17 protein-coding genes, 4 tRNA genes and 1 pseudogene are annotated in these 19,439 nt (G+C 47.5%); 19 read left to right on the top strand and 3 right to left on the bottom strand.

The genetic code is table 11. The features are described 5' to 3' along the window. Positions 1–261 precede the first annotated feature (261 nt). The gene (locus tag QL223_RS16320; protein WP_281545324.1) at positions 262–564 is read left to right on the top strand and encodes a hypothetical protein; all 303 of its coding nucleotides are present in this window, start codon (positions 262–264) and stop codon (positions 562–564) included. A 222-nt stretch (positions 565–786) separates the two neighbouring features. Here QL223_RS16320 and QL223_RS16325 read toward each other — a convergent pair whose 3' ends face one another. After that, a complete protein-coding gene (locus tag QL223_RS16325; RefSeq protein WP_281545325.1) occupies positions 787–1,998 on the bottom strand; it encodes a glycerophosphodiester phosphodiesterase family protein in 1,212 nt (403 codons plus the stop codon). Positions 1,999–2,236: 238 nt separating this feature from the next. On the opposite strand from QL223_RS16325, the gene hutC reads away from it, so the two are divergent. The 8 genes from hutC (at position 2,237) to QL223_RS16365 (ending at position 11,107) form a co-directional block, all read left to right on the top strand. After that, positions 2,237–2,941 carry a histidine utilization repressor gene (gene hutC / locus QL223_RS16330; protein ID WP_002540106.1) on the top strand — a complete coding sequence of 235 codons (705 nt, stop codon included), beginning with the start codon at positions 2,237–2,239 and terminating at the stop codon, positions 2,939–2,941. Positions 2,942–3,371: 430 nt separating this feature from the next. Next, on the top strand, positions 3,372–4,583 hold the full coding sequence (gene hutI, locus QL223_RS16335) for an imidazolonepropionase (RefSeq protein WP_281545326.1): 1,212 nt from the start codon (positions 3,372–3,374) through the stop codon (positions 4,581–4,583). Continuing rightward, the gene (hutG, locus tag QL223_RS16340; RefSeq protein WP_281545327.1) at positions 4,573–5,589 is read left to right on the top strand and encodes a formimidoylglutamase; all 1,017 of its coding nucleotides are present in this window, start codon (positions 4,573–4,575) and stop codon (positions 5,587–5,589) included. The genes hutI and hutG overlap by 11 nt, the downstream gene beginning before the upstream one ends. Next, on the top strand, positions 5,586–7,280 hold the full coding sequence (gene hutU, locus QL223_RS16345; protein WP_281545328.1) for a urocanate hydratase: 1,695 nt from the start codon (positions 5,586–5,588) through the stop codon (positions 7,278–7,280). The genes hutG and hutU overlap by 4 nt, the downstream gene beginning before the upstream one ends. Before the next feature lie 13 nt (positions 7,281–7,293). Beyond that, a complete protein-coding gene (gene hutH, locus QL223_RS16350) occupies positions 7,294–8,826 on the top strand; it encodes a histidine ammonia-lyase (protein WP_281545329.1) in 1,533 nt (510 codons plus the stop codon). 175 nt (positions 8,827–9,001) lie between these two features. Continuing rightward, the gene (locus QL223_RS16355; RefSeq protein WP_002540112.1) at positions 9,002–9,865 is read left to right on the top strand and encodes a fructosamine kinase family protein; all 864 of its coding nucleotides are present in this window, start codon (positions 9,002–9,004) and stop codon (positions 9,863–9,865) included. Between the two features lie 69 nt (positions 9,866–9,934). Continuing rightward, positions 9,935–10,585 (top strand): hexitol phosphatase HxpB, encoded by a 651-nt coding sequence (gene hxpB / locus QL223_RS16360; RefSeq protein WP_002540113.1) that lies wholly within the window; start codon positions 9,935–9,937, stop codon positions 10,583–10,585. 318 nt (positions 10,586–10,903) lie between these two features. Then, positions 10,904–11,107, top strand: coding sequence for a CPXCG motif-containing cysteine-rich protein (locus tag QL223_RS16365; RefSeq protein WP_039850230.1), 204 nt, complete (start codon positions 10,904–10,906; stop codon positions 11,105–11,107). A gap of 75 nt (positions 11,108–11,182) precedes the next feature. On the opposite strand, the gene QL223_RS16370 is transcribed toward QL223_RS16365, so the two are convergent. Continuing rightward, a complete protein-coding gene (locus tag QL223_RS16370) occupies positions 11,183–11,794 on the bottom strand; it encodes a riboflavin synthase (RefSeq protein WP_046306207.1) in 612 nt (203 codons plus the stop codon). Positions 11,795–11,948: 154 nt separating this feature from the next. Between QL223_RS16370 and QL223_RS16375 the strand changes: the two genes are divergently transcribed. From QL223_RS16375 to QL223_RS16415, 9 genes are all read left to right on the top strand, one after another. Beyond that, positions 11,949–13,319: an MATE family efflux transporter gene (locus QL223_RS16375; RefSeq protein ID WP_281545330.1), complete on the top strand. Its 1,371-nt coding sequence runs from the start codon at positions 11,949–11,951 to the stop codon at positions 13,317–13,319. Positions 13,320–13,426: 107 nt separating this feature from the next. After that, positions 13,427–14,440, top strand: a complete 1,014-nt coding sequence (locus tag QL223_RS16380) for a DUF3080 family protein (protein WP_281545331.1) — start codon at positions 13,427–13,429, stop codon at positions 14,438–14,440. Positions 14,441–14,609: 169 nt separating this feature from the next. Continuing rightward, positions 14,610–14,686, top strand: a tRNA-Val gene (locus QL223_RS16385). 26 nt (positions 14,687–14,712) lie between these two features. Further along, positions 14,713–14,789 (top strand) — tRNA-Val (locus QL223_RS16390). 31 nt (positions 14,790–14,820) lie between these two features. After that, positions 14,821–14,897 (top strand) — tRNA-Val (locus tag QL223_RS16395). A gap of 49 nt (positions 14,898–14,946) precedes the next feature. Further along, positions 14,947–15,022: transfer RNA gene (locus tag QL223_RS16400), tRNA-Val, on the top strand. Positions 15,023–15,195: 173 nt separating this feature from the next. Continuing rightward, positions 15,196–15,372, top strand: coding sequence for a hypothetical protein (locus QL223_RS16405; protein ID WP_281545332.1), 177 nt, complete (start codon positions 15,196–15,198; stop codon positions 15,370–15,372). Next, positions 15,372–16,046, top strand: coding sequence for a DUF1629 domain-containing protein (locus QL223_RS16410; protein ID WP_281545333.1), 675 nt, complete (start codon positions 15,372–15,374; stop codon positions 16,044–16,046). Before QL223_RS16405 ends, QL223_RS16410 begins: the two co-directional genes overlap by 1 nt. A 491-nt stretch (positions 16,047–16,537) precedes the next feature. Continuing rightward, positions 16,538–17,905: an MATE family efflux transporter gene (locus QL223_RS16415; protein ID WP_281545334.1), complete on the top strand. Its 1,368-nt coding sequence runs from the start codon at positions 16,538–16,540 to the stop codon at positions 17,903–17,905. Positions 17,906–18,008: 103 nt separating this feature from the next. Here the strand turns inward: QL223_RS16415 and QL223_RS16420 are convergent, their stop codons facing one another. After that, the gene (locus tag QL223_RS16420) at positions 18,009–18,887 is read right to left on the bottom strand and encodes a phospholipase D-like domain-containing protein (protein ID WP_281545335.1); all 879 of its coding nucleotides are present in this window, start codon (positions 18,885–18,887) and stop codon (positions 18,009–18,011) included. Between the two features lie 113 nt (positions 18,888–19,000). Between QL223_RS16420 and QL223_RS16425 the strand changes: the two are divergent. After that, positions 19,001–19,306 (top strand): annotated as a pseudogene (locus QL223_RS16425) (alpha-amylase family glycosyl hydrolase); the annotation flags it as partial. Positions 19,307–19,439 lie beyond the last annotated feature (133 nt).

Consider the following 19,439-nt stretch of genomic DNA (forward strand, 5'->3'; position numbering starts at 1 on the left):
CTCACTTCCCACCACCACCAAACTAAAGGGGGACCATTATTGGGAAATTCCGACCTTCTTATAACGGTATCAACCGACAAAACAATCGCTTATATCGCTATTTATTTTCCCTATATGGAGATCTTCAGTCCAAAATTCACTCCAGCAAACACTTTGATACGAAATTCCTTTCCTTAAAGGTGGTCATTTGGCACCAAAACAGGAAGATGGAATAAACCTCTCATGACGTCACTATCAACATCGCAGTATTAAGAGTTGCTCATGCCTAACATCTTCATATTTGTTGCTCTTTTAGCCCTATTCATTCTCACGCCTGCACACGCCGATATCTCAGAAAAGGCTTTAAACCGACATATACAAAGTTTTAGTGAGCTCATTGCCAGTCAATGTCAGAACCAAACGCCAGATACCAAAAAGGCGAACTTCAACAAGGTGGCGACGGCATTAGCGCAAGCGGAGGAAATGGATAACGAGATCGACCTCGAACCTGGTCTGCTCAACCAAATGCACAAACTCCTGCCACGGTACATCGATTGCGACACTCAAGAACAAGACCTTTTGTAGCCCATCATGGATAGCTTCATTGCCTTCCTGGCTGTTAATCGACACCTGTCAGCCGAGGAGCGCAGAGCTTATGTACAGTTCGCAATGAAGCTCGCAGAAATTGATAAAGAGAATGTTGAGTAAGTGAAGTGAACTGAAGCTAAAAACGTCACGTAATGATTCAGTGATGTTGCAATGCTGTAGCTTTGGGCCCCAACGACACCCGTCGATGAGGCCCTTTTTTTATCTAATATCCATGCAATTTGCATAGAAGGTGGTTGTCGCTGGCCAATCAGAAAACACGCCTACAACGCCAACATCCTGAGCCAATACATGCAGTAAGTTAAAGACATCACCATCGTTGTTGGTCGCATCTTTTATCGACTGATAATACCAACCGCCACCATTGCTCAACTGACCAGAACGCTCTAGTGTCCAAGCAATGATTTTCAAGTCTGCATCCTTAGCCAGTTTTGCGTAATCAGAAGGAACAATCTCGCCCTCATCGCCTAACGACACTAGCGCAAACAACGGCGGAGCAATAAATTCAATACCTGACGCTTTAAGGGCTTTCATGTCTTCTGAAGTAGGTTTCCACGTTCGGTCTTTGTACATACGCGCATCAAGTAACACTGCTTGCTCACCAAAAGCAGGCTCTGAAGCAATCCAGTATTTCACATCTTCAATATCGAACGACTGCGCAAAGACGTCAGATGCTTTCACGCCGGCTTCTTTATACTCATCAATCATCTTTTGCGCGTAATCTTGTTGCGTGAAACCCTCGTAAGGCATGTCGACAACTGGGCTTTTTAACTCCGGCGTCATTTTCACTCCAAGCGTTTTGAACAGCTCAATACTCTCCGCGTGTGTCATCAAAGTGCCGCGACTGTTGTAAAGATCGGTGCGCCAGCCAGCCGTACCATTCATGTATTCCTCAGGTGTTGTCGCCATTGGATTTGCACCATCCATTTTTCCTTTCAAGCGCTTAAATTCATCCAAAGTGAAATCCGTCGTACGACACTCAACCTGCGCTTTCGTGCCGGTCTTCAAATTAGCTGGCTTGAAAGGTACTGTGCATTTTGCAGCGAGATCCGAGTGAGCTAACACATCTGTCGTGGTGTGAAGATCGTTCTGGGAATGGCGACAAACAAGCGCTTTGTCTTTGGTAAATGTGACATCACACTCCACCACACCAGCCCCCATCTGGGCTGCCGCTATATAAGACTCCTTCGTATGTTCTGGAAACATTAAAGCAGCGCCACGATGACCAATCGAGAAAGCACTTTTCTTCGGTTTGTCCTCCAAACACGTTTCCAGCTTCTCTTTCAGTTTTCCTTCATCCATATCTGCAACAAGAAACAATGGACGAGGTCCAAGTGTATAGCCTTCAGATGCGATTGCTGACCCTGCAGCTAACAATGAAAACACTAAACCCAACTTGACGATATTCTTCATGTACCACTTCCTTTAGGTTTTATGGGTATTACGTTAGTCACCGTACTGCATTCTGTATGTACCATATGAATAAATTGAGACAAAAATCTTACCGTTCAGTGTTAAATCAAGGCCATAACAAAAGATAAGACAAAGGATTGATTTATGCGCTTCATCCGACTCCCTGACTATCGGCCTTGATTTTCGCTCTGACTTCATCAATGATTATTTGTATATACCAATATGACACTGAGAACCTATGCCGAAATCTCCCCGCTTCCAGCAGATTAAAGACTTCCTGATTGAGAAAATTGAATCACAGGAATGGCCAGTTGGCGCAAAAGTGCCAACAGAAGCAGAGCTTTGTGAGCAATTTTCGGTCAGTAGAATGACAGTAAACAAAGCGGTAAGAGATTTAGTCAATGAGGGTTGGCTGGAACGAACGCCTCGTTTGGGCACGTTTGTATGCCAGCGCAAAGCGGAAAGTCCTCTGATGGATATCCGCAATATCGCAGAAGAAATATCAGGGCGTGGTCAAGCACATCACAGTGAAATCATATCCTTAAGAAGAATACGCGCGCCAGAAGATGTGGCAATGCGTCTCGGTATTATGCTAGGTAGCGATGTATTCAAAAGTGAAATCGTCCATTTTGCCGATGACATACCCATTCAGGTTGAACTTCGTTGGGTAAACCCTGCATTTGCACCTGATTATTTAAATCAGGACTTTTCCTCGATGACGCCAAATCAATATCTGGTGTCCCAATGCCCGGTAGGCATCATCGAACACACGGTGGAAGCTATTTTACCTCCTGCGCACATTGCTAACCTTCTACAAATCGAAACTAACCAGCCTTGCCTTTTACTCCACCGACGTACCTGGAGTGAGAACCAACTAGTCAGTGCAGCCCTTCTCTTCCATCCCGGTAACCGCTACAAACTGAGCGCACGCGCAGAACTCTAAGTCCAGTCAACCGCAAGACCAAACTACCTTATTAAATTCAGTGGTTTTCCTAGGGGCTGTTGACCTTTGGTGATGGTTTTTGCAGCAGTTTGTGGGGATTTTATGCAAGGCAGAGGCTTCGATGTGTAGCTAGCCTACATGAGAAGCCGATAACGCAGCAGAAATTCCCCACAAGCGCTGCCCGGAGGGTTCTGCTCTAAGCGTTTTATGCTTTGTTGAGGTGTATTTGCTTAGAGTGACTAGGCGGCACACACCTCGCCGCGCCTAAAACGCTTATAGCGAGAACAAAATTTAACCACCAAAGGTCAACAGCCCCTAAAAGTGGCCGCTGAACTTTACACCCTCGATCACAATTTAATAACAACTGATCTTGTCATCGCCCTCTTATTTGTCTATACATTTATATATACAAATAAAGAGCGCAGTAAAAATGAAGAAGATGTTCACGGATTGTCGTCTTGTTTCAATGGATACAGACGTCATTCGTACTGAGGGATACCAAGTACGCGACAACCATATGATTGCTGTCGAAAATGGCAGTATCGTTGCCGTAGGTGAAAACCTCTCTACCTCCGGTTATCAAATGGTTTCGCTGGAAAACCGGTTAGTTACGCCTGGGCTTATCGATGCGCATACCCACATCATTTTTGCTGGTGACCGCTCTGGTGAATTTGAACAACGCTTGCAAGGTGTTCCCTACGAACAGATAGCAAGAAACGGCGGCGGTATTCTTTCTACCGTTAAAGCGACCCGTGAGGCTTCACTTGAAGAACTCGTCTCTTTGGCGCTTCCACGCGCTAGAGCTCTAACGCGTGACGGCGTCACAACTATTGAAGTCAAAAGCGGATACGGACTGACGGTCGAGCATGAAATCAAGATGCTCAAAGCAGCAAAAGGGTTAGAGCAAGAGCTGGATGTAAATATCACCACCACGCTGCTTGGCGCACACGCGTTGCCGCCTGAATTCAAAAACAACAGCGACGGTTACATTTCGCTGGTTTGCGAAGAAATGATCCCCGCAGCGGCTGAATTGAACCTTGCTGACGCCGTCGATGTATTCTGCGAAGGCATTGGATTCTCCCCAGAGCAAATGGCGAAAGTCTTCGATGCCGCACGAAAGCACGGACTACAAGTTAAAGGACATACCGAACAACTTTCCAATTTGGGTGGCAGTGCGCTCGCCGCCGAAATGGGCGCACTTTCCGTGGATCACATCGAATATCTTTGCGAAGAAGGCGTCAAAGCCCTCGCTGAAAACGGCACTGTCGCCACCCTGCTTCCCGGCGCGTTCTACTTCTTACGAGAAACCCAAAGGCCCCCCATTGACTGGCTGCGTCAACACAATGTCCCAATGGCGATTGCCACTGACTTCAACCCTGGAACGGCTCCCTTTGCCAGCCTGACTCTCATGATGAACATGGCATCTACCCTATTTGGGCTGACACCGAAAGAGAACCTTTACGGCGTGACCCGTCATGCTGCAAAGGCGCTGGGACTCAATAAAAAAGGACAAATAGCCGCTGGATTTGATGCTGATTTCGCCGTGTGGGATTTAACGTCTCCAGCACAGCTCAGCTATCAAGTGGGCCTTGCGCCACTTCATGCGCGCTATCTGAAAGGAGTCAAAGCCAATGACTATTGATATGAGCGTCTGGCAAGGCCGGACAGATCCAGAAGATGGCGAACGCGGCCTCCGCTTTCACCAAAAAGTGCAAAGCGCAGACCAAGCAAATGAGCCCGGCTGTATGTTGATTGGTTTCGCTTGTGATGAAGGCGTGTCTCGCAATAAAGGCCGAGTTGGGGCGTATTCCGCACCTAACGAAATCCGTAAGATGCTTGCAAGCTTGCCGTGGCACCATCACGCACTCCCCCTCTTTGATAGTGGCGATGTATGCTGTGATGATCATGACCTTTCTAAAGCGCAGAAACGACTAGCAGACAATATCTCTGAGGCAATGCGCCAAAAACACTTTCCTTTGATCTTGGGCGGCGGGCACGAAGTGGCATGGGGCTCGTTTCAGGGTTTGGCAAATCACTATCTACAGAAAAGCCCCTCGGACATCCCCAAGATCGGCATCATCAACTTTGACGCACATTTTGATCTCCGCACGCCCTCTGGCAATGCACTCAATGGCAGCTCAGGTACACCGTTTTCACAAATCGCAGAGTTCTGCCATAACCGCCAATGGGCATTTCATTACGCTTGTCTAGGTGTAAGCCGCGCCAGCAACACTCAAGCGCTATTTGATAAAGCCGAAGACCTCAACGTTCTGGTTGTCGAAGACACAGATTTCACCGCCGCCACGCTTGCTACCATCGAAGACAAACTCAGCACTTTCGTCTCGGAAATGGATGCTATTTACCTAACCATCGACATTGATGTTTTTCCTGCCTCCACAGCGCCAGGAGTAAGCGCCCCTGCTGCACATGGCGTCGATTACGTTTTGGTGGAACACCTAATTCGCCATATAGGCAACGCGAAGGATAAACACGGCTTACCCAAATTGAAGATTGCCGATATCGCGGAGCTGAACCCGCGCTATGACATAGACAACCATACCTCTCGACTTGCTGCCCGTCTGGTTTGGACGATTTCGCGCAGCCTTGCTGACCATCTGGTCACCGAAAACCAAGGAGTGAAACAATGAATGACCCACGTCTCGATCTGTCACGCACCATCAAAGCGCCGACAGGCACAAAACTGACGGCAAAGTCTTGGCTGACTGAAGCGCCGCTTCGAATGCTGATGAACAACCTGCATCCTGACGTGGCCGAACACCCTCACGCTTTGGTGGTTTACGGCGGTATTGGACGCGCAGCGAGAAACTGGCAGTGCTATGACAAAATCGTAGAGGTGCTTAGCCGCCTGGAAGACGATCAAACCCTGCTGGTGCAATCCGGCAAACCTGTGGGTGTTTTCCCAACGCATAAAGATGCCCCTCGCGTATTGATTGCTAACTCAAATCTGGTCCCCCATTGGGCGAACTGGGAGCACTTTAATGAGCTCGATAAACAAGGTTTAGCCATGTACGGCCAGATGACTGCGGGTAGCTGGATTTACATTGGATCCCAAGGCATCGTTCAGGGCACTTACGAAACCTTTGTTGCCGTCGCCAATAAGCACTTTGGCGGAGAAGCGAAAGGACGCTGGGTGCTCACCGGTGGCCTTGGTGGCATGGGAGGCGCGCAGCCTCTGGCCGCAACCATGGCCGGCTTTTCAATGATCGCGGTTGAATGTGATGAAAGCCGAATCGATTACCGTCTACGCACCGGATACGTGGACAGAAAAGCCACCGATTTGGATGAAGCGCTCTCCATCCTTCAACAATCAATCGATGACAATAAGCCACTCTCCATTGGCCTGCTTGGCAATGCGGCGGATATCTTCGCTCAACTTGTCGAGCGCGGTATTACGCCTGATGTCGTCACTGACCAAACCTCTGCTCACGATCCGTTAAATGGCTATTTGCCTCAGGGCTGGACTATGGAAGATGCAGCTGAAAAGCGCAAAGAAGACGAGGCCGCCGTTGTTGACGCAGCGAAAGCTTCAATGGCAGAACAAGTTAAAGCTATGCTGACACTGCAGTCTCGCGGTGCAGCAACGCTGGATTACGGCAACAACATTCGCCAAATGGCACTGGAAAAAGGTGTCGAGAACGCGTTTGATTTCCCCGGTTTTGTGCCTGCCTATATCCGTCCTCTTTTCTGTCAGGGCATCGGCCCCTTCCGTTGGGCTGCACTGTCTGGGGATCCGGAGGATATTTATAAAACCGACCAGAAAGTCAAAGAGCTGATCCCGGACAATCCTCACCTCCATAACTGGCTGGATATGGCGCGCGAACGCATTCAGTTCCAAGGATTACCTGCACGTATTTGTTGGGTGGGTTTAAAAGACCGCGCACGCCTTGGTTTAGCTTTCAACGAAATGGTGAAAAACGGCGAGCTGAAAGCGCCGATTGTGATTGGTCGTGATCACTTAGATTCAGGCTCAGTAGCAAGTCCAAACCGCGAAACCGAAGGCATGATGGATGGCTCTGACGCCGTATCCGACTGGCCACTGCTCAACGCCTTGCTCAATACCGCATCAGGAGCGACGTGGGTATCACTGCACCATGGCGGCGGTGTGGGCATGGGCTTCTCGCAACACTCTGGTGTGGTGATCGTGTGCGACGGTACAGATGATGCAGCGAAACGTGTCGGGCGCGTCTTGCACAATGACCCTGCCACCGGTGTGATGCGCCATGCAGATGCCGGATACGGTATCGCGATAAACTGCGCGAAAGAACAACAACTTGACTTACCTTTGCTCGACCTTCCAAACGTTCCGGTCAAGCAGTAAGGAGCTAATAATAATGAATAAACTAACGCTCATTCCGGGTGCGCTAACACTCAAAGATCTTCGCCATGTCAGCCGTGAACCTACGCAGGTTAAGTTTGCCGAAGGCGTAGCCGAGACCATGCAGGAAAGTGTTGATACCGTTGCCAGCGTGCTTGATGAAGGCCGTGTGGTTTATGGCATCAACACGGGTTTTGGGTTGCTTGCCAACACCCGTATTGAACTGGAAGACCTTGAAACCCTGCAGCGCTCGATTGTGCTTTCCCATGCGGCGGGCATTGGCGAGTTTATGGATGACGCCACCGTACGCCTGATGATGGTACTGAAAATCTCAAGCCTGGCCCGTGGTTATTCCGGTATCCGTTTTTCTGTGGTTGATGCGCTGGCAAAACTGATTAATGCCGAAGTCTTCCCTTGTATTCCCAAGAAAGGTTCGGTGGGTGCGTCTGGCGACTTGGCTCCTCTCGCCCACATGAGCACCGTTTTGCTAGGTGAAGGTCAGGCTAGGCACAAAGGTGAAATCATTTCCGGCGCGATGGCGCTGAAAATTGCTGGGTTAGAGCCAATCACGCTTGGTCCAAAAGAAGGATTGGCACTGTTGAATGGCACGCAAGCCTCAACCGCTTTTGCTCTGGAAGGCTTGTTTGCTGCTGAAGATCTTTTCGCTTCTGCCACCGCGTGCGGTGCACTTTCCGTTGAAGCGGCATTAGGCAGCCGCCGTCCGTTTGATCCTCGCATTCACCGCGTACGCGGTCACCGAGCGCAAATGGACGCAGCAGATGCTTACCGTCACCTGTTGGACACCAGCAGTGAAGTTGGCGATAGCCATCAAGGCTGTGAAAAAGTGCAGGATCCCTACTCCCTGCGTTGCCAGCCACAAGTGATGGGCGCATGTTTACAGCAAATTCGACATGCTGCTGACGTACTCGAAGTCGAAGCTAACTCAGTGTCTGATAACCCGCTTGTTTTCTGTGATGATGGCGACATCATTTCCGGCGGTAACTTCCATGCAGAACCCGTTGCGATGGCGGCAGACAACCTCGCCTTGGCGATTGCAGAAATCGGTAGCTTGTCCGAGCGACGCATGGCGCTGCTTATCGATAGCGGATTAAGCAAGCTGCCTCCGTTTCTCGTCGACAATGGCGGTGTCAACAGCGGCTTTATGATTGCACAGGTCACCTCCGCCGCGTTGGCCAGCGAAAACAAAACGCTCGCCCACCCTGCATCCGTAGACAGCTTGCCAACCTCAGCAAACCAAGAAGATCACGTTTCCATGGCAACCTTTGCAGGGCGTCGCCTGGCAGAAATGGCCGACAATACACGTGGCATTCTGGCCGTGGAGCTGCTCGCTGCGTGTCAGGGGTTGGATTTCCGTGCACCGCTGAAAACCTCCCAGCGCTTAGAGCAGATCAAGGCAGAGCTCAGAAGTCACGTTACCTTCTACGACAAAGATCGCTACTTCGCACCAGATATCGAGAAGGCAAATGCTCACCTAAAAGAAGCCAGCCACAACAAATACATGCCAACGAGACTGTTACCCAGTTTCTAGTTTTTGTTGACCGTATTTCGTTCTCTAACGCCCCGTTTTTACGGGGCTTTGTCTTATTTTCTCCAAAATTCAAAAAACCGACACAGATTGTGGGATTAGACACATATCACTCCCAGTGAATTGCGCTACTATTTTGTTATCACACCAATTTTCATCGTCATGAAGAGGTGCACTTATGTGGCATTCGCTCTCAGTTCAGCTTTCGCTCGCTCTGGGTCAGCAGTTTGAAGTCGAAGAAAAAACGCCCATCGATGGAGGTGACATCAACGAGTGTTACGCCATTACCAGTGGGAATATGCGCTTCTTTGTGAAAGTGAATTCACGAGACAATTTGCCTGTGTTCGAGGCCGAAGCCGAAAGCCTTCGTCACCTCGCGAATAGCGGTGAAGTCTCGATCCCTCAGGTCATTTATCTCGGCATTATTAAAGAAAAGTCGGTATTGGTGCTGGACTACATTCCGATGAAACCTCTTGACAGTGAAAACGCCTATCTACTCGGCAAGGAGCTGGCGAAGCTTCATCAATGGGGAGAACAACTCGAGTACGGCTTTGATATTGATAACTTCATTGGCACAACGGAGCAACGGAACAGTTGGCATCGGAAATGGGCGAATTTCTTCGCTGATCACCGTATCGGTTTCCAGCTTCAGCTGGCAGAAGAAAGAGGCATGTCATTTGGTGATGTAGAAACCATTGTCGAAGCAGTAAAAGAACGACTGAACGGCCATCAACCGAAAGCCAGCCTTGTGCATGGCGATTTATGGAAAGGCAATGCGTCATCAACCATGAATGGGCCAATTGTGTATGACCCTGCCTCTTATTGGGGAGATCGTGAAGTCGATATTGCCATGACTTATCTGTTTGGTGGATTCCCAGAAGCGTTCTACGAAGGTTACGAAGAGGTGTGGCCACTCGATGAAGGATTCGAAGATCGTAAAGACCTCTACAACCTTTACCATATGCTCAACCACTGCCTACTTTTCGGCGGTCCTTATTTGGCTGAAACCGAGGCGCTGATCAACAAACTTGAGCTGATTTGATTTTCTTGTGTAGACATCATCGTTCAGAATAAGGCGCTTTGGCGCCTTTTTCTTTTTTTGGGAGCTCTCATGATCCAAGCAGCAATTTTCGACATGGACGGCCTGTTGGTCGACTCAGAACCCTTTTGGCAAGATGCACAACTCGCCGTACTACAGGGTCTTGGGGTAACACTAACCCGTCAGGACACCATTGATACCACGGGCATCCGCATAGACCAGATTATTAAGCATTATTATAAAACCCAAGGTTGGGAAGGCCCTTCCTGCGAGGAAGTGTGCGACATGATCCTCGACAAAGTGATTGAGCTAGTTTCGATTCATAAACCGATGAAGCCAGGCGTAATGCACGCACTAACGCTCTGCAAAGAAGCCAACCTGCGCATTGCCCTTGCCTCTTCTTCACCGCTAAAACTGATCAACGCGACGCTGGAAGCTTTGGGTATCGAAGCTTGGTTTGAACAATGCCACTCTGCAGAGCATTTGAAGTATGGCAAGCCTCATCCAGAGGTCTATCTGAACGCCGCAGAGGGCTTAGGCATTGCCCCGCAAAACTGCGTCGCTTTGGAAGATTCTTTTACTGGGCTATTGGCTGCAAAAGCCGCCCAGATGCGCACAATTGTCGTGCCAGAACATGAGGTTGCCGCTCAAGAACGCTGGGTGATCAGCGACGTCAAACTTACATCGCTGGACGAATTAAGCATCAAAATGTTGGAGGCTTAATCTCCAAAATCAGGGCAAAATGTCGAGTTTTGCCCTACTGTTTCACTCCCTTCTTGAACGACACTCACAGAACGTAACTTACACTCACACTCTGTAATAAATTCTTACGTATCCCAATAAGAATGCCGGATACAACTGTTACGAACTATATCGCAACCCAATAATTCAACGGGATTTCCGGCGCTCGGTCATACTTTGTTCTTATTTCACTGAGCAAACATTCTTGGCTTCTTAGAATGGAAACACATGAGCACAAGAAGAAACAGCTATCTTTTCTTCGTCATGTTATTGGCTCGCAGTTCAGATAGGGAGTTGAACATGCAAAATTACACTGAAAGAGGGATCGATTGTCCGCACTGTGGACACAGGATTCGCATTACTTTGGATACCAGCGGTGGTGATCAGGAATTTTATGACGATTGCCCAGCATGCTGTAACGCTATTCACTTGAATCTCATCATCGACTCTCAGCACAAAACCATCAACTTATTCGTAGATGCTGACGACGAGCAGATTTTCTAAAATATTCAGGCAGTCGATACTAGAAAAGCCAGCAGTTGCTGGCTTTTTCATTTCTACGTAATCAGTGAACAACACTTAAGCTTGTTTGGCAGCAAGTACCCTTTCAACGGTATCAACCACCGCCTGCGTTTGCGGGTCAACTTCAATGTTCACCCTGTCCCCTTTCGCACGCCAGCCCATATTGGTGCGCTGCAGGGTTTCAGGGATGAGGTTAACGCAGAAACGATTATCTTCAACCGCGCCGATAGTCAGACTGATGCCATCAATACCGATGTAACCTTTATCGAAAACGTACTTGGAGATATTTGCCGGCACTTCAAACCAAACCTGACGGTTGTTCTCTGATTCGATGACATCAACCACTTCCGCGGTGCACATGATGTGACCAGACATAGAGTGCCCGCCAATTTCATCTCCAAACTTGGCCGCTCGCTCAAGGTTCACCTTGTCGCCTTCCTTGACCTCGCCAAGATTGGTCAGCGCCAATGTTGCTTGCATCAAGTCAAACCACACAAGGTCTCCGTCAATTTTAGTTACCGTCAAACAACAACCGTTATGGGCGACCGAAGCGCCAATTTCCAACCCTTTTCGCATCACATCATTCATGCGGAGCGCATGACTCTGAAAGTTAGTCTTTTTTTCTATTTGAATGATTTCTGCGGTGGTTTGAACAATACCTGTAAACATAACGATTCCTGATAACAGCAACTGGCTGTGTTAATAGTGAGGCAAACAAAAAGCTAAATCTTGTGTAATTCACAAAAGTATCGATTGTGGCCGTCCTTTGCAAACGTATAATACAACTCCTTTTCAGCCTCACTTTTCTTTTCCGGAGTTATAGGTGCAAAACTATCGCCTGGAAGCCAAATCCATCATTAAATTGGGGATCCCTGTCTTCATTGCGCAGCTGGCGCAAACTTCCATGGGCTTTGTCGATACAGTTATGGCTGGTGGCGTTAGCGCTACCGACATGGCTGCCGTCGCTGTAGCAACCAGTGTTTGGTTGCCTTCTATCCTGTTTGGTATTGGTATCCTGTTAGCGATGGTTCCGATCATCGCCCAGTTAAATGGCTCTGGCCGTCAGGCAAAAATACCCTTTCAGGTGCAACAAGGCGTTTACATGGCATTGATGCTGTCAGTGCCTATCGCACTTGTGCTGTACAACGCCGGTCACATTGTTAACTACATGGAAGTAGAAGCCGCATTAGCCGAAAAAACCATTGGTTATCTCTATGCGGTCATTTTGGCGGTACCTGCATTCCTGCTGTTCCAAGTGCTTCGCAACCTGGCAGAAGGCATGTCACTCACCACACCAGCAATGATCATAGGCTTTATCGGTCTGGCTGCGAACGTTCCCCTTAACTGGATATTTGTTTACGGTAAGTTCGGCGCACCTGAGCTCGGTGCGGTGGGTTGTGGTGTAGCAACCACCATTGTTTACTGGTTGATGCTCATCTCGATGTTCATCTACATCAAGCTGAACAAACGTCTTCAGCGCGTGAACGCGTTTGCTGACTTTTCAAAACCAGACTTCCCAGCTTTATGGCGCATTTTCAAAATGGGCTTGCCAGTGGCAGCTGCGATTTTCTTCGAAGTGACTCTATTTGCTGTGATTGCCCTTCTCATCGCGCCACTGGGTTCGACGGTCGTAGCGGCACACCAGATTGCGATTAACTTCTCTTCGATGATCTTTATGTTGCCGATGAGCTTGGGTACCGCTGTGAGTATCCGTGTTAGTCACCAACTTGGCGAGAAATCGACAGAGGGAGCAGCCCGAGCAGCCAAACTTGGTATTCTGATCGGTTTAGGCACAGCCATGATTACCGCAGCGCTGACGGTAATTTTCCGCGAACCTATTATCCACCTTTACAACAGCAACCCAGAAGTGGTTGCCATTGCAGCGAACCTGATGCTGCTCGCAGCCATCTATCAGTGTACTGACGCTATTCAGGTCGTTGCGGCTGGTGCGTTACGCGGTTACAAGGACATGCGTGCCATCTTCGAGCGCACCTTTATTGCGTACTGGATTCTCGGCGTGCCGATTGGCTACGTACTGGGCATGACAGATTGGATTGTGGAACCAATGGGTGCATACGGTTTCTGGGTAGGTATTATTATCGGTCTCACTTCAGCCGCAATTTTGCTGGGTATTCGCCTTCGCTGGATTCGCAAACAACCGGATGAATTCCAGTTAGCAATGGCAGAGAAATAATCACTTCCTCCTTTGCAAATCCCGGCCTTTGAGCCGGGATTTTCTTTTTGGATCCCGCTTCTTTTATACTTCGTATCATGACTATGACTTCTTAACAGAACGAGAAAATGGTCCATAGACTCGTCTTCGTCATCACTGGCTTGCTCCTACTTTCAGGTTGTCTGGAGTCAGACAAGGCTCGCGCGCAATTTGAAAACTATCAGAGTCGCCTTGCCAACGTGGTGAATACTGAACCTCTGCCGTTAGAAGACAGTGTTTCCATCGAACTTCCGAGAAAGCGTGATCTCACTTTACCCCTCGAAGATGTTCGGATGGGCTTGCTCGATGCTTATGAACTGCGAGAGTGTGGATTGTTTCAATTGATAGCCGACAGAAACTCCATTCTCGGCAAGGTTCAAGACGCCTTCAGGCAGCTCAATTATGAAGTATCGCTGTTAAACACACTTGAACTTTGCTTAGCAGAGGTCGAAAGCGATACCCTTCGCGAACAATTGCTCAAAGTCCAAAAGCAAAAGCAACAGCAACTCAGTACCGTGTACTGGAACACGCTAATCAGCAGCGATGCGTGGCGGCAGCAGCTCACCCCTTCTGGAATTGGATTGATCGCGCCTGATAAGCCTTTTCCGCACAGTGAAGCGCTGTTAGCCATTAATGCCTATGCTCATCTGTCTGAGAAAAACACTGATATCGTTTCTCTTCAAGAACCCATCGAAAAGCAGCGCTACCTAGGCACCGTGTTCTATTCCATGGATGAAAGCACACGTTGGCTTAACACCATTACCAAACAGCTTTATCGCGATGACCTTCTGGTGATTTGTGGTGCGAACCGCGACCCAACCCGCCTCAACTACCTCAGAAACGTATTCGATAAGTTTTTCATCGGCGAGGTGCAACCCTACCTTTCGAAAATCAACGGACTATACCTTGATGCGCAGCCCGCGTTGGAAACCCTTCACAGGCAATTGCCAGACAATGAGGTTTTCTTTAACTACAACGACGCCTATTTTGCTGGCAGCCACTATCAGAATTTCCAAAAAGCAGTAAAAGATCATGTTAGATACTGGCAACAACTGTTTCAGCGATGCAATGTGCAAGTAGCACCGCAAAACAACGCGTCCTAATGCGTTTAAAAACAAAAACTCTGGTGTAAGAAGCGCCAAATTGTGCAGCAAACCAGCAAACGCACAAGATGTGGTAAAAAAGTCCCGTTTTACGCTTGCGCCGCCTGTCCCTACTCGCTAATATTCATCCCGCTTTCAGGGGAAGCAAGACTGATTATCAGTAAGATATGCGTCTGTAGCTCAGTTGGTTAGAGTACTACCTTGACATGGTAGGGGTCGGCAGTTCGAGTCTGCCCAGACGCACCATGCTCTCTCTGGAAAGAAAATACTTTGCGTCCGTAGCTCAGTTGGTTAGAGTACTACCTTGACATGGTAGGGGTCGGCAGTTCGAGTCTGCCCGGACGCACCATTCCTCCCTGACCAGGATGGAATCAGAATTTGGGTCTATAGCTCAGTTGGTTAGAGTACTACCTTGACATGGTAGGGGTCGGCAGTTCGAGTCTGCCTAGACCCACCAAATTCCAATAAACGCACTACCCTTTCGAGGGCATCCCAAGCGTTTATTCGGGCGATTAGCTCAGTTGGGAGAGCACCTCCCTTACAAGGAGGGGGTCACTGGTTCGAGCCCGGTATCGCCCACCATTTAAAAAGCCTGCTTTCGAGCAGGCTTTTTTCGTTTTTATGCGCTCCGCTCGCTTTCAAGCGACTGTCTCAACATCTCTGTGTTTTTTAACAACTTCAAAAATCCACATCTTTCCATACAAAAACTAATCAGAAAAACACCACACCAGCAACGAGAAAAGAAAGGACTGACGTTGACGAGAACATTATTCAATGCTGGGCATGACAGAGTTCCCACTTTATTTGAAGCTTCGTATCTCTTTGTTGAGGCAGTATTTTCAAAGCCATTGATGGCAGAATGGATGGAACTGTCTGCTCTGAAAGAGATAGGCGCAATGCCAACCAAAAGAAAAAATAAGGAATTGCACTAATGGCTAAAGAATTGGATAGAGATTTCAATCTACCGTTAATAGAGACTTATTGTCTTACCGAAGAATGTGAAAATAAAATTCATACACTTTCACTAATATTGAAAGAACAAGAGAAGGTGGCCCAAAGGAATACTCGGAGAGCAGGTGAAAATGTAATGCTAGCGAGGTTTGATTTTTTATCGTCTCCTCTAAATGAAGAGCTGGTGGCTTTACTTCCTGAAAAATTAGTGTCTCCTTCGAATAAAATGATTTATGACTATCAAGCGTGGACATGTGGTTTAGTACTGATAACTGGAAAACTCAAAGAATGTATCGAAAGTGTTGAGCCATCTGGTGGTCATCAATTTATTCCTGTTGAAATTTTTAATGCAGATTCAAAAAAACTAGGAGATGCATATTTTTGGAACATACTGAATGTCATAGATTCAATAAGGCTTGACTCAGGCGGAATTAAACCTGAGTCAGGAGTTGAAATTATGGCTGACTCTTCTCTTGATTATTCTTACTCGGGGGATATAAATATTTATGCCGATAGAGTTGTAGGAAAAGCAGCTTGGCACGAATTGAGGTTAAGACTTACAAAATTAGTTTCAGATGAACTATTCGATATTATAAAAGAAAGAGATCTTTCTAATATTGGCATGACAGCCATTCAAAATTTCATAGAGCAATAGAAAATTTAAAAAATAAAATAATAATGGTCATGATTTTCATGGCCTAGGCACTCTTTACTCTGTTTCAGACCAAATATAGTAATGGTTAGAAATGGGTATGAATGTGGGCAACTACTTTACCTCAACGATTTCTTTAACTGAGAAGCAAGGACAACCAATGTTCTCTAACAAACAGCAAAGCCATCTACTTCGCTGTCCCAAATCTGTAGTTATCCGAACAGGGCAATAACAAACGTAATTCGTAAATCAAAATTGTCCAATATCGAGTTTAAGCCGCCTCTACTCAGAGGCGCCGCTTCAATTGCCTCAATACTTCATCATGATCGCCAAAACACTAACTAACACCTGCCCCACGACATACAAAGCTTTGATTTCTTAATCTCCGCAAATCGACCGATATCTACATCAGGTTGACTGATAAGTATCAATATCATCTTGAATTTAAAGTGAAAATACCCATCCCTGAAAGACAAGAAAAACCAAGGATGGTTATGAAACCCTATAAGGATATTTTGTTCCTCGCCGTTCCTATTGCGCTGCACAGTGTGTTGTTTGCAAGTCTCGGCTTTATTGACACCTTTATGCTCTCTGCTTTGGGCGGTGATACCGTTGCGGCAGCTGGTATTGGCTCGCGGGTGCTGTGGTTTGTGTCTAACGTGATTGTCGGCATTGCTGGTGCCACTACCATTTTTTGTGCCCAGCATTGGGGAGCAAAAGATAACAAAAGTCTTAGTGTTACTGTTCATATCGGGATGATTCACGCGGTGATCGCTTCTGTGCTATTAGTCAGCGCTGCGCTTGTTTTCAAAGATCAGATTGCGCGTTTGAAGACAAATGATGGTGCGATTGCAGCGATGGCCAGTAGCTACATTGAAATCTCAATTCTCTGTGTTTTGGTCACGAGTTTCTCAGCGATTTGGGGAGCTGGCCTGAGAGCGATTCAAAAACCAAAAGTGATTTTGTATCTTTTTGTCTTTGAGCTGATCCTTAATGTTGCTCTCAACTACCTACTGATTTTCGGTCACTTTGGCTTCCCAGCCCTCGGGCTTGAGGGCGCTGCGTGGGGAACGTTAGTAGCCAGATCAGCTTCCACATTGATCCTGTTTTTCTATGTTCATGCCTTTGAGAGAATACTTAGCTTTACGGCATCTTCATTTGTTGCAGCGAGGGCGAAAACCAAGAATGTTGCCTTCATAAACATTGCACTGCCGATTATTGGCGGTGAAATCATCTGGAGTGGTGGCATGACGGCCTATCACACCATTTACGGCAATATTGATGGCACCGCTCTGGCAGCCATGTCGATCCTCGCGCCACTGGAAATACTACTGGGTTCGTTTAGCTGGGGTTGTGCTGCCGCTGTTGGTGTGTTGGTTGGTCAGAAGATAGGTTCCAACAACCATCAAGAACTCAATGCCTATGTTCGTGCAGGTTTGATTGCTTCTGTTACGGTAGGGGGAACGATTGTTGCCCTACTTTGGATTGGGCGCGATTTGCTCATTGGGTTGTTCGATGGCATTGAGCCAGAAGTGCTGGATGCCGTGTATCTGCTCTTCCCTTTCATTTTGGCTTCTATATTCCTACGCTCGGTGACCATGACCTCTATGTCGGGCATTCTGAAAAGCGGCGGCGACACCAAGTTCACCATGTATCTGGATATGGTGGCGCAATGGTTTGGGGCTATTCCTTTGATGCTAGTGCTGGCGTTTTGGTTTGAGCTGCCCGTGCAGTATGTTTATGCCGCTGTCTTGCTAGAGGAAACCCTCAAGCTAGTTCCTGTAATGCACCGAATCAAAAACAAAAAGTGGATTAAAACACTCTCCCAAAACAGTTCGTCGGCGGAGCCCGTTCGAGGCTAAAAAATCTTGTTTATCTCATTCGTTGGCCCAACAAAAAGCACCTCATTTTCTGAGGTGCTTTTTGTTAATCAACTTAATTGATTCCCCATGAAGGGGAGCAACATTAAAGGATGTCTTTAGGCACAATTCTTCGCAGTTTCACCTTAAGCTGTTTTGAGGTAGACACGGTATCGTCCGGGTTGAAGTCTTCAGTAATTCGCCATGCATTCTCAGTCTCTAACTCCACTTCCATTGCGCGACGAACATCCTTGGTTATCGCCTCTGATCTTACGATGGTAATGCTTTCGGTATTGAGGTTCGCACTTCTTGGGTCAAGGTTGTAAGTGCCAATCACTGTCGTGTGGTCATCAATGGTCATGGCTTTGGCGTGAAGCCCAAAGATAGGCTGGGTAGGTAAACGCTTAACCATGTGTTCTGTCATCACCCGCTGTCTTACCTTGGCATCAGGTTTAAATTCATATATCTCAACGCCGGTATCAAGCAGTGCTTTGCGGTCTCTTTGATAACCGCTGAATGCTTCAAGGTTGTCATTTGAAGCAAGGCTATTGGTGAGGATTTTTATCGATATGCCGCGATCGACAAGCTCTTTTAAAAATACTCTGTCGCGCGCTGTTGTCACCAGATAAGGGGTTTGAATCAAAATACTTTCTTTCGCACTGTCGGCAAGTTCGACCAGCTTATCTTGCGTGATACTGCCTCCACCCAAGAATTCACTCTTATCGTTTTTACCCGGCTTATCATAGATGTACTCAACATCTTCAATGAACCTGAACTTACCCTGCTCTTCTAGATAACGAAATGTCTCAGGTACTTTCTCGATTTCAGCGCGAATTTCAGGGTTAAAGTTTTCTGGATTACATGCATAAGCGTGTAAGCGAGAAAAGTCAGGGTTTTCTGGGAAGGTATCTTCACGGAAAAGCTTTTCAACGCTTACGCTTAAATAGGTAAAACTTGGGACAGACACTTTTAGAAAAAGACCCATTTATCAATTTCATACATCAGTGCGCTATTCTTCAAACCCACTCACTCAACATGCAATCGTGTGTTGGCTAAGATACTGTACGTCCATTCTTCAGCTTTATTCTCTTATCCGCTATGACCAAAGCTCGCACCACTCAGATAAATGTCGATGCCACTCCATACTATCACTGTATTTCTCGTTGTGTTCGTCGTTCTTTTCTTTGCGGCTATGACAACGAACAGGGGAAAAATTTCGAGCACAGACGGGCTTGGATAGAAGAGCGGCCCTTGGAGTTAGCCCAGGTATTCTGTATCGATGTGTGTGTCTACGCCATTATGAGTAATCACTATCATGTTGTGTTGCACATCAACACGGATAGCGGGAATGCATTACCCCCCACTGAGGTTGCAGAACGTTGGTTAACGTTCCATCAAGGCCCAGTGTCTTATTTGTAATTCAGGGCCGACTAGATAAAGCCCCATTCAAATGGCCAGGGCTTCGTAAGCAGTCTGTTGATATTAAATCCCGAGTGATTAAAGTTCCCTATGACTTCAGATTCCAAACTTACCGTTA

Origin of the sequence: Grimontia sp. SpTr1 (assembly GCF_947387585.1) — a bacterium.
In the GTDB taxonomy this organism is placed as follows: domain Bacteria; phylum Pseudomonadota; class Gammaproteobacteria; order Enterobacterales; family Vibrionaceae; genus Enterovibrio; species Enterovibrio indicus.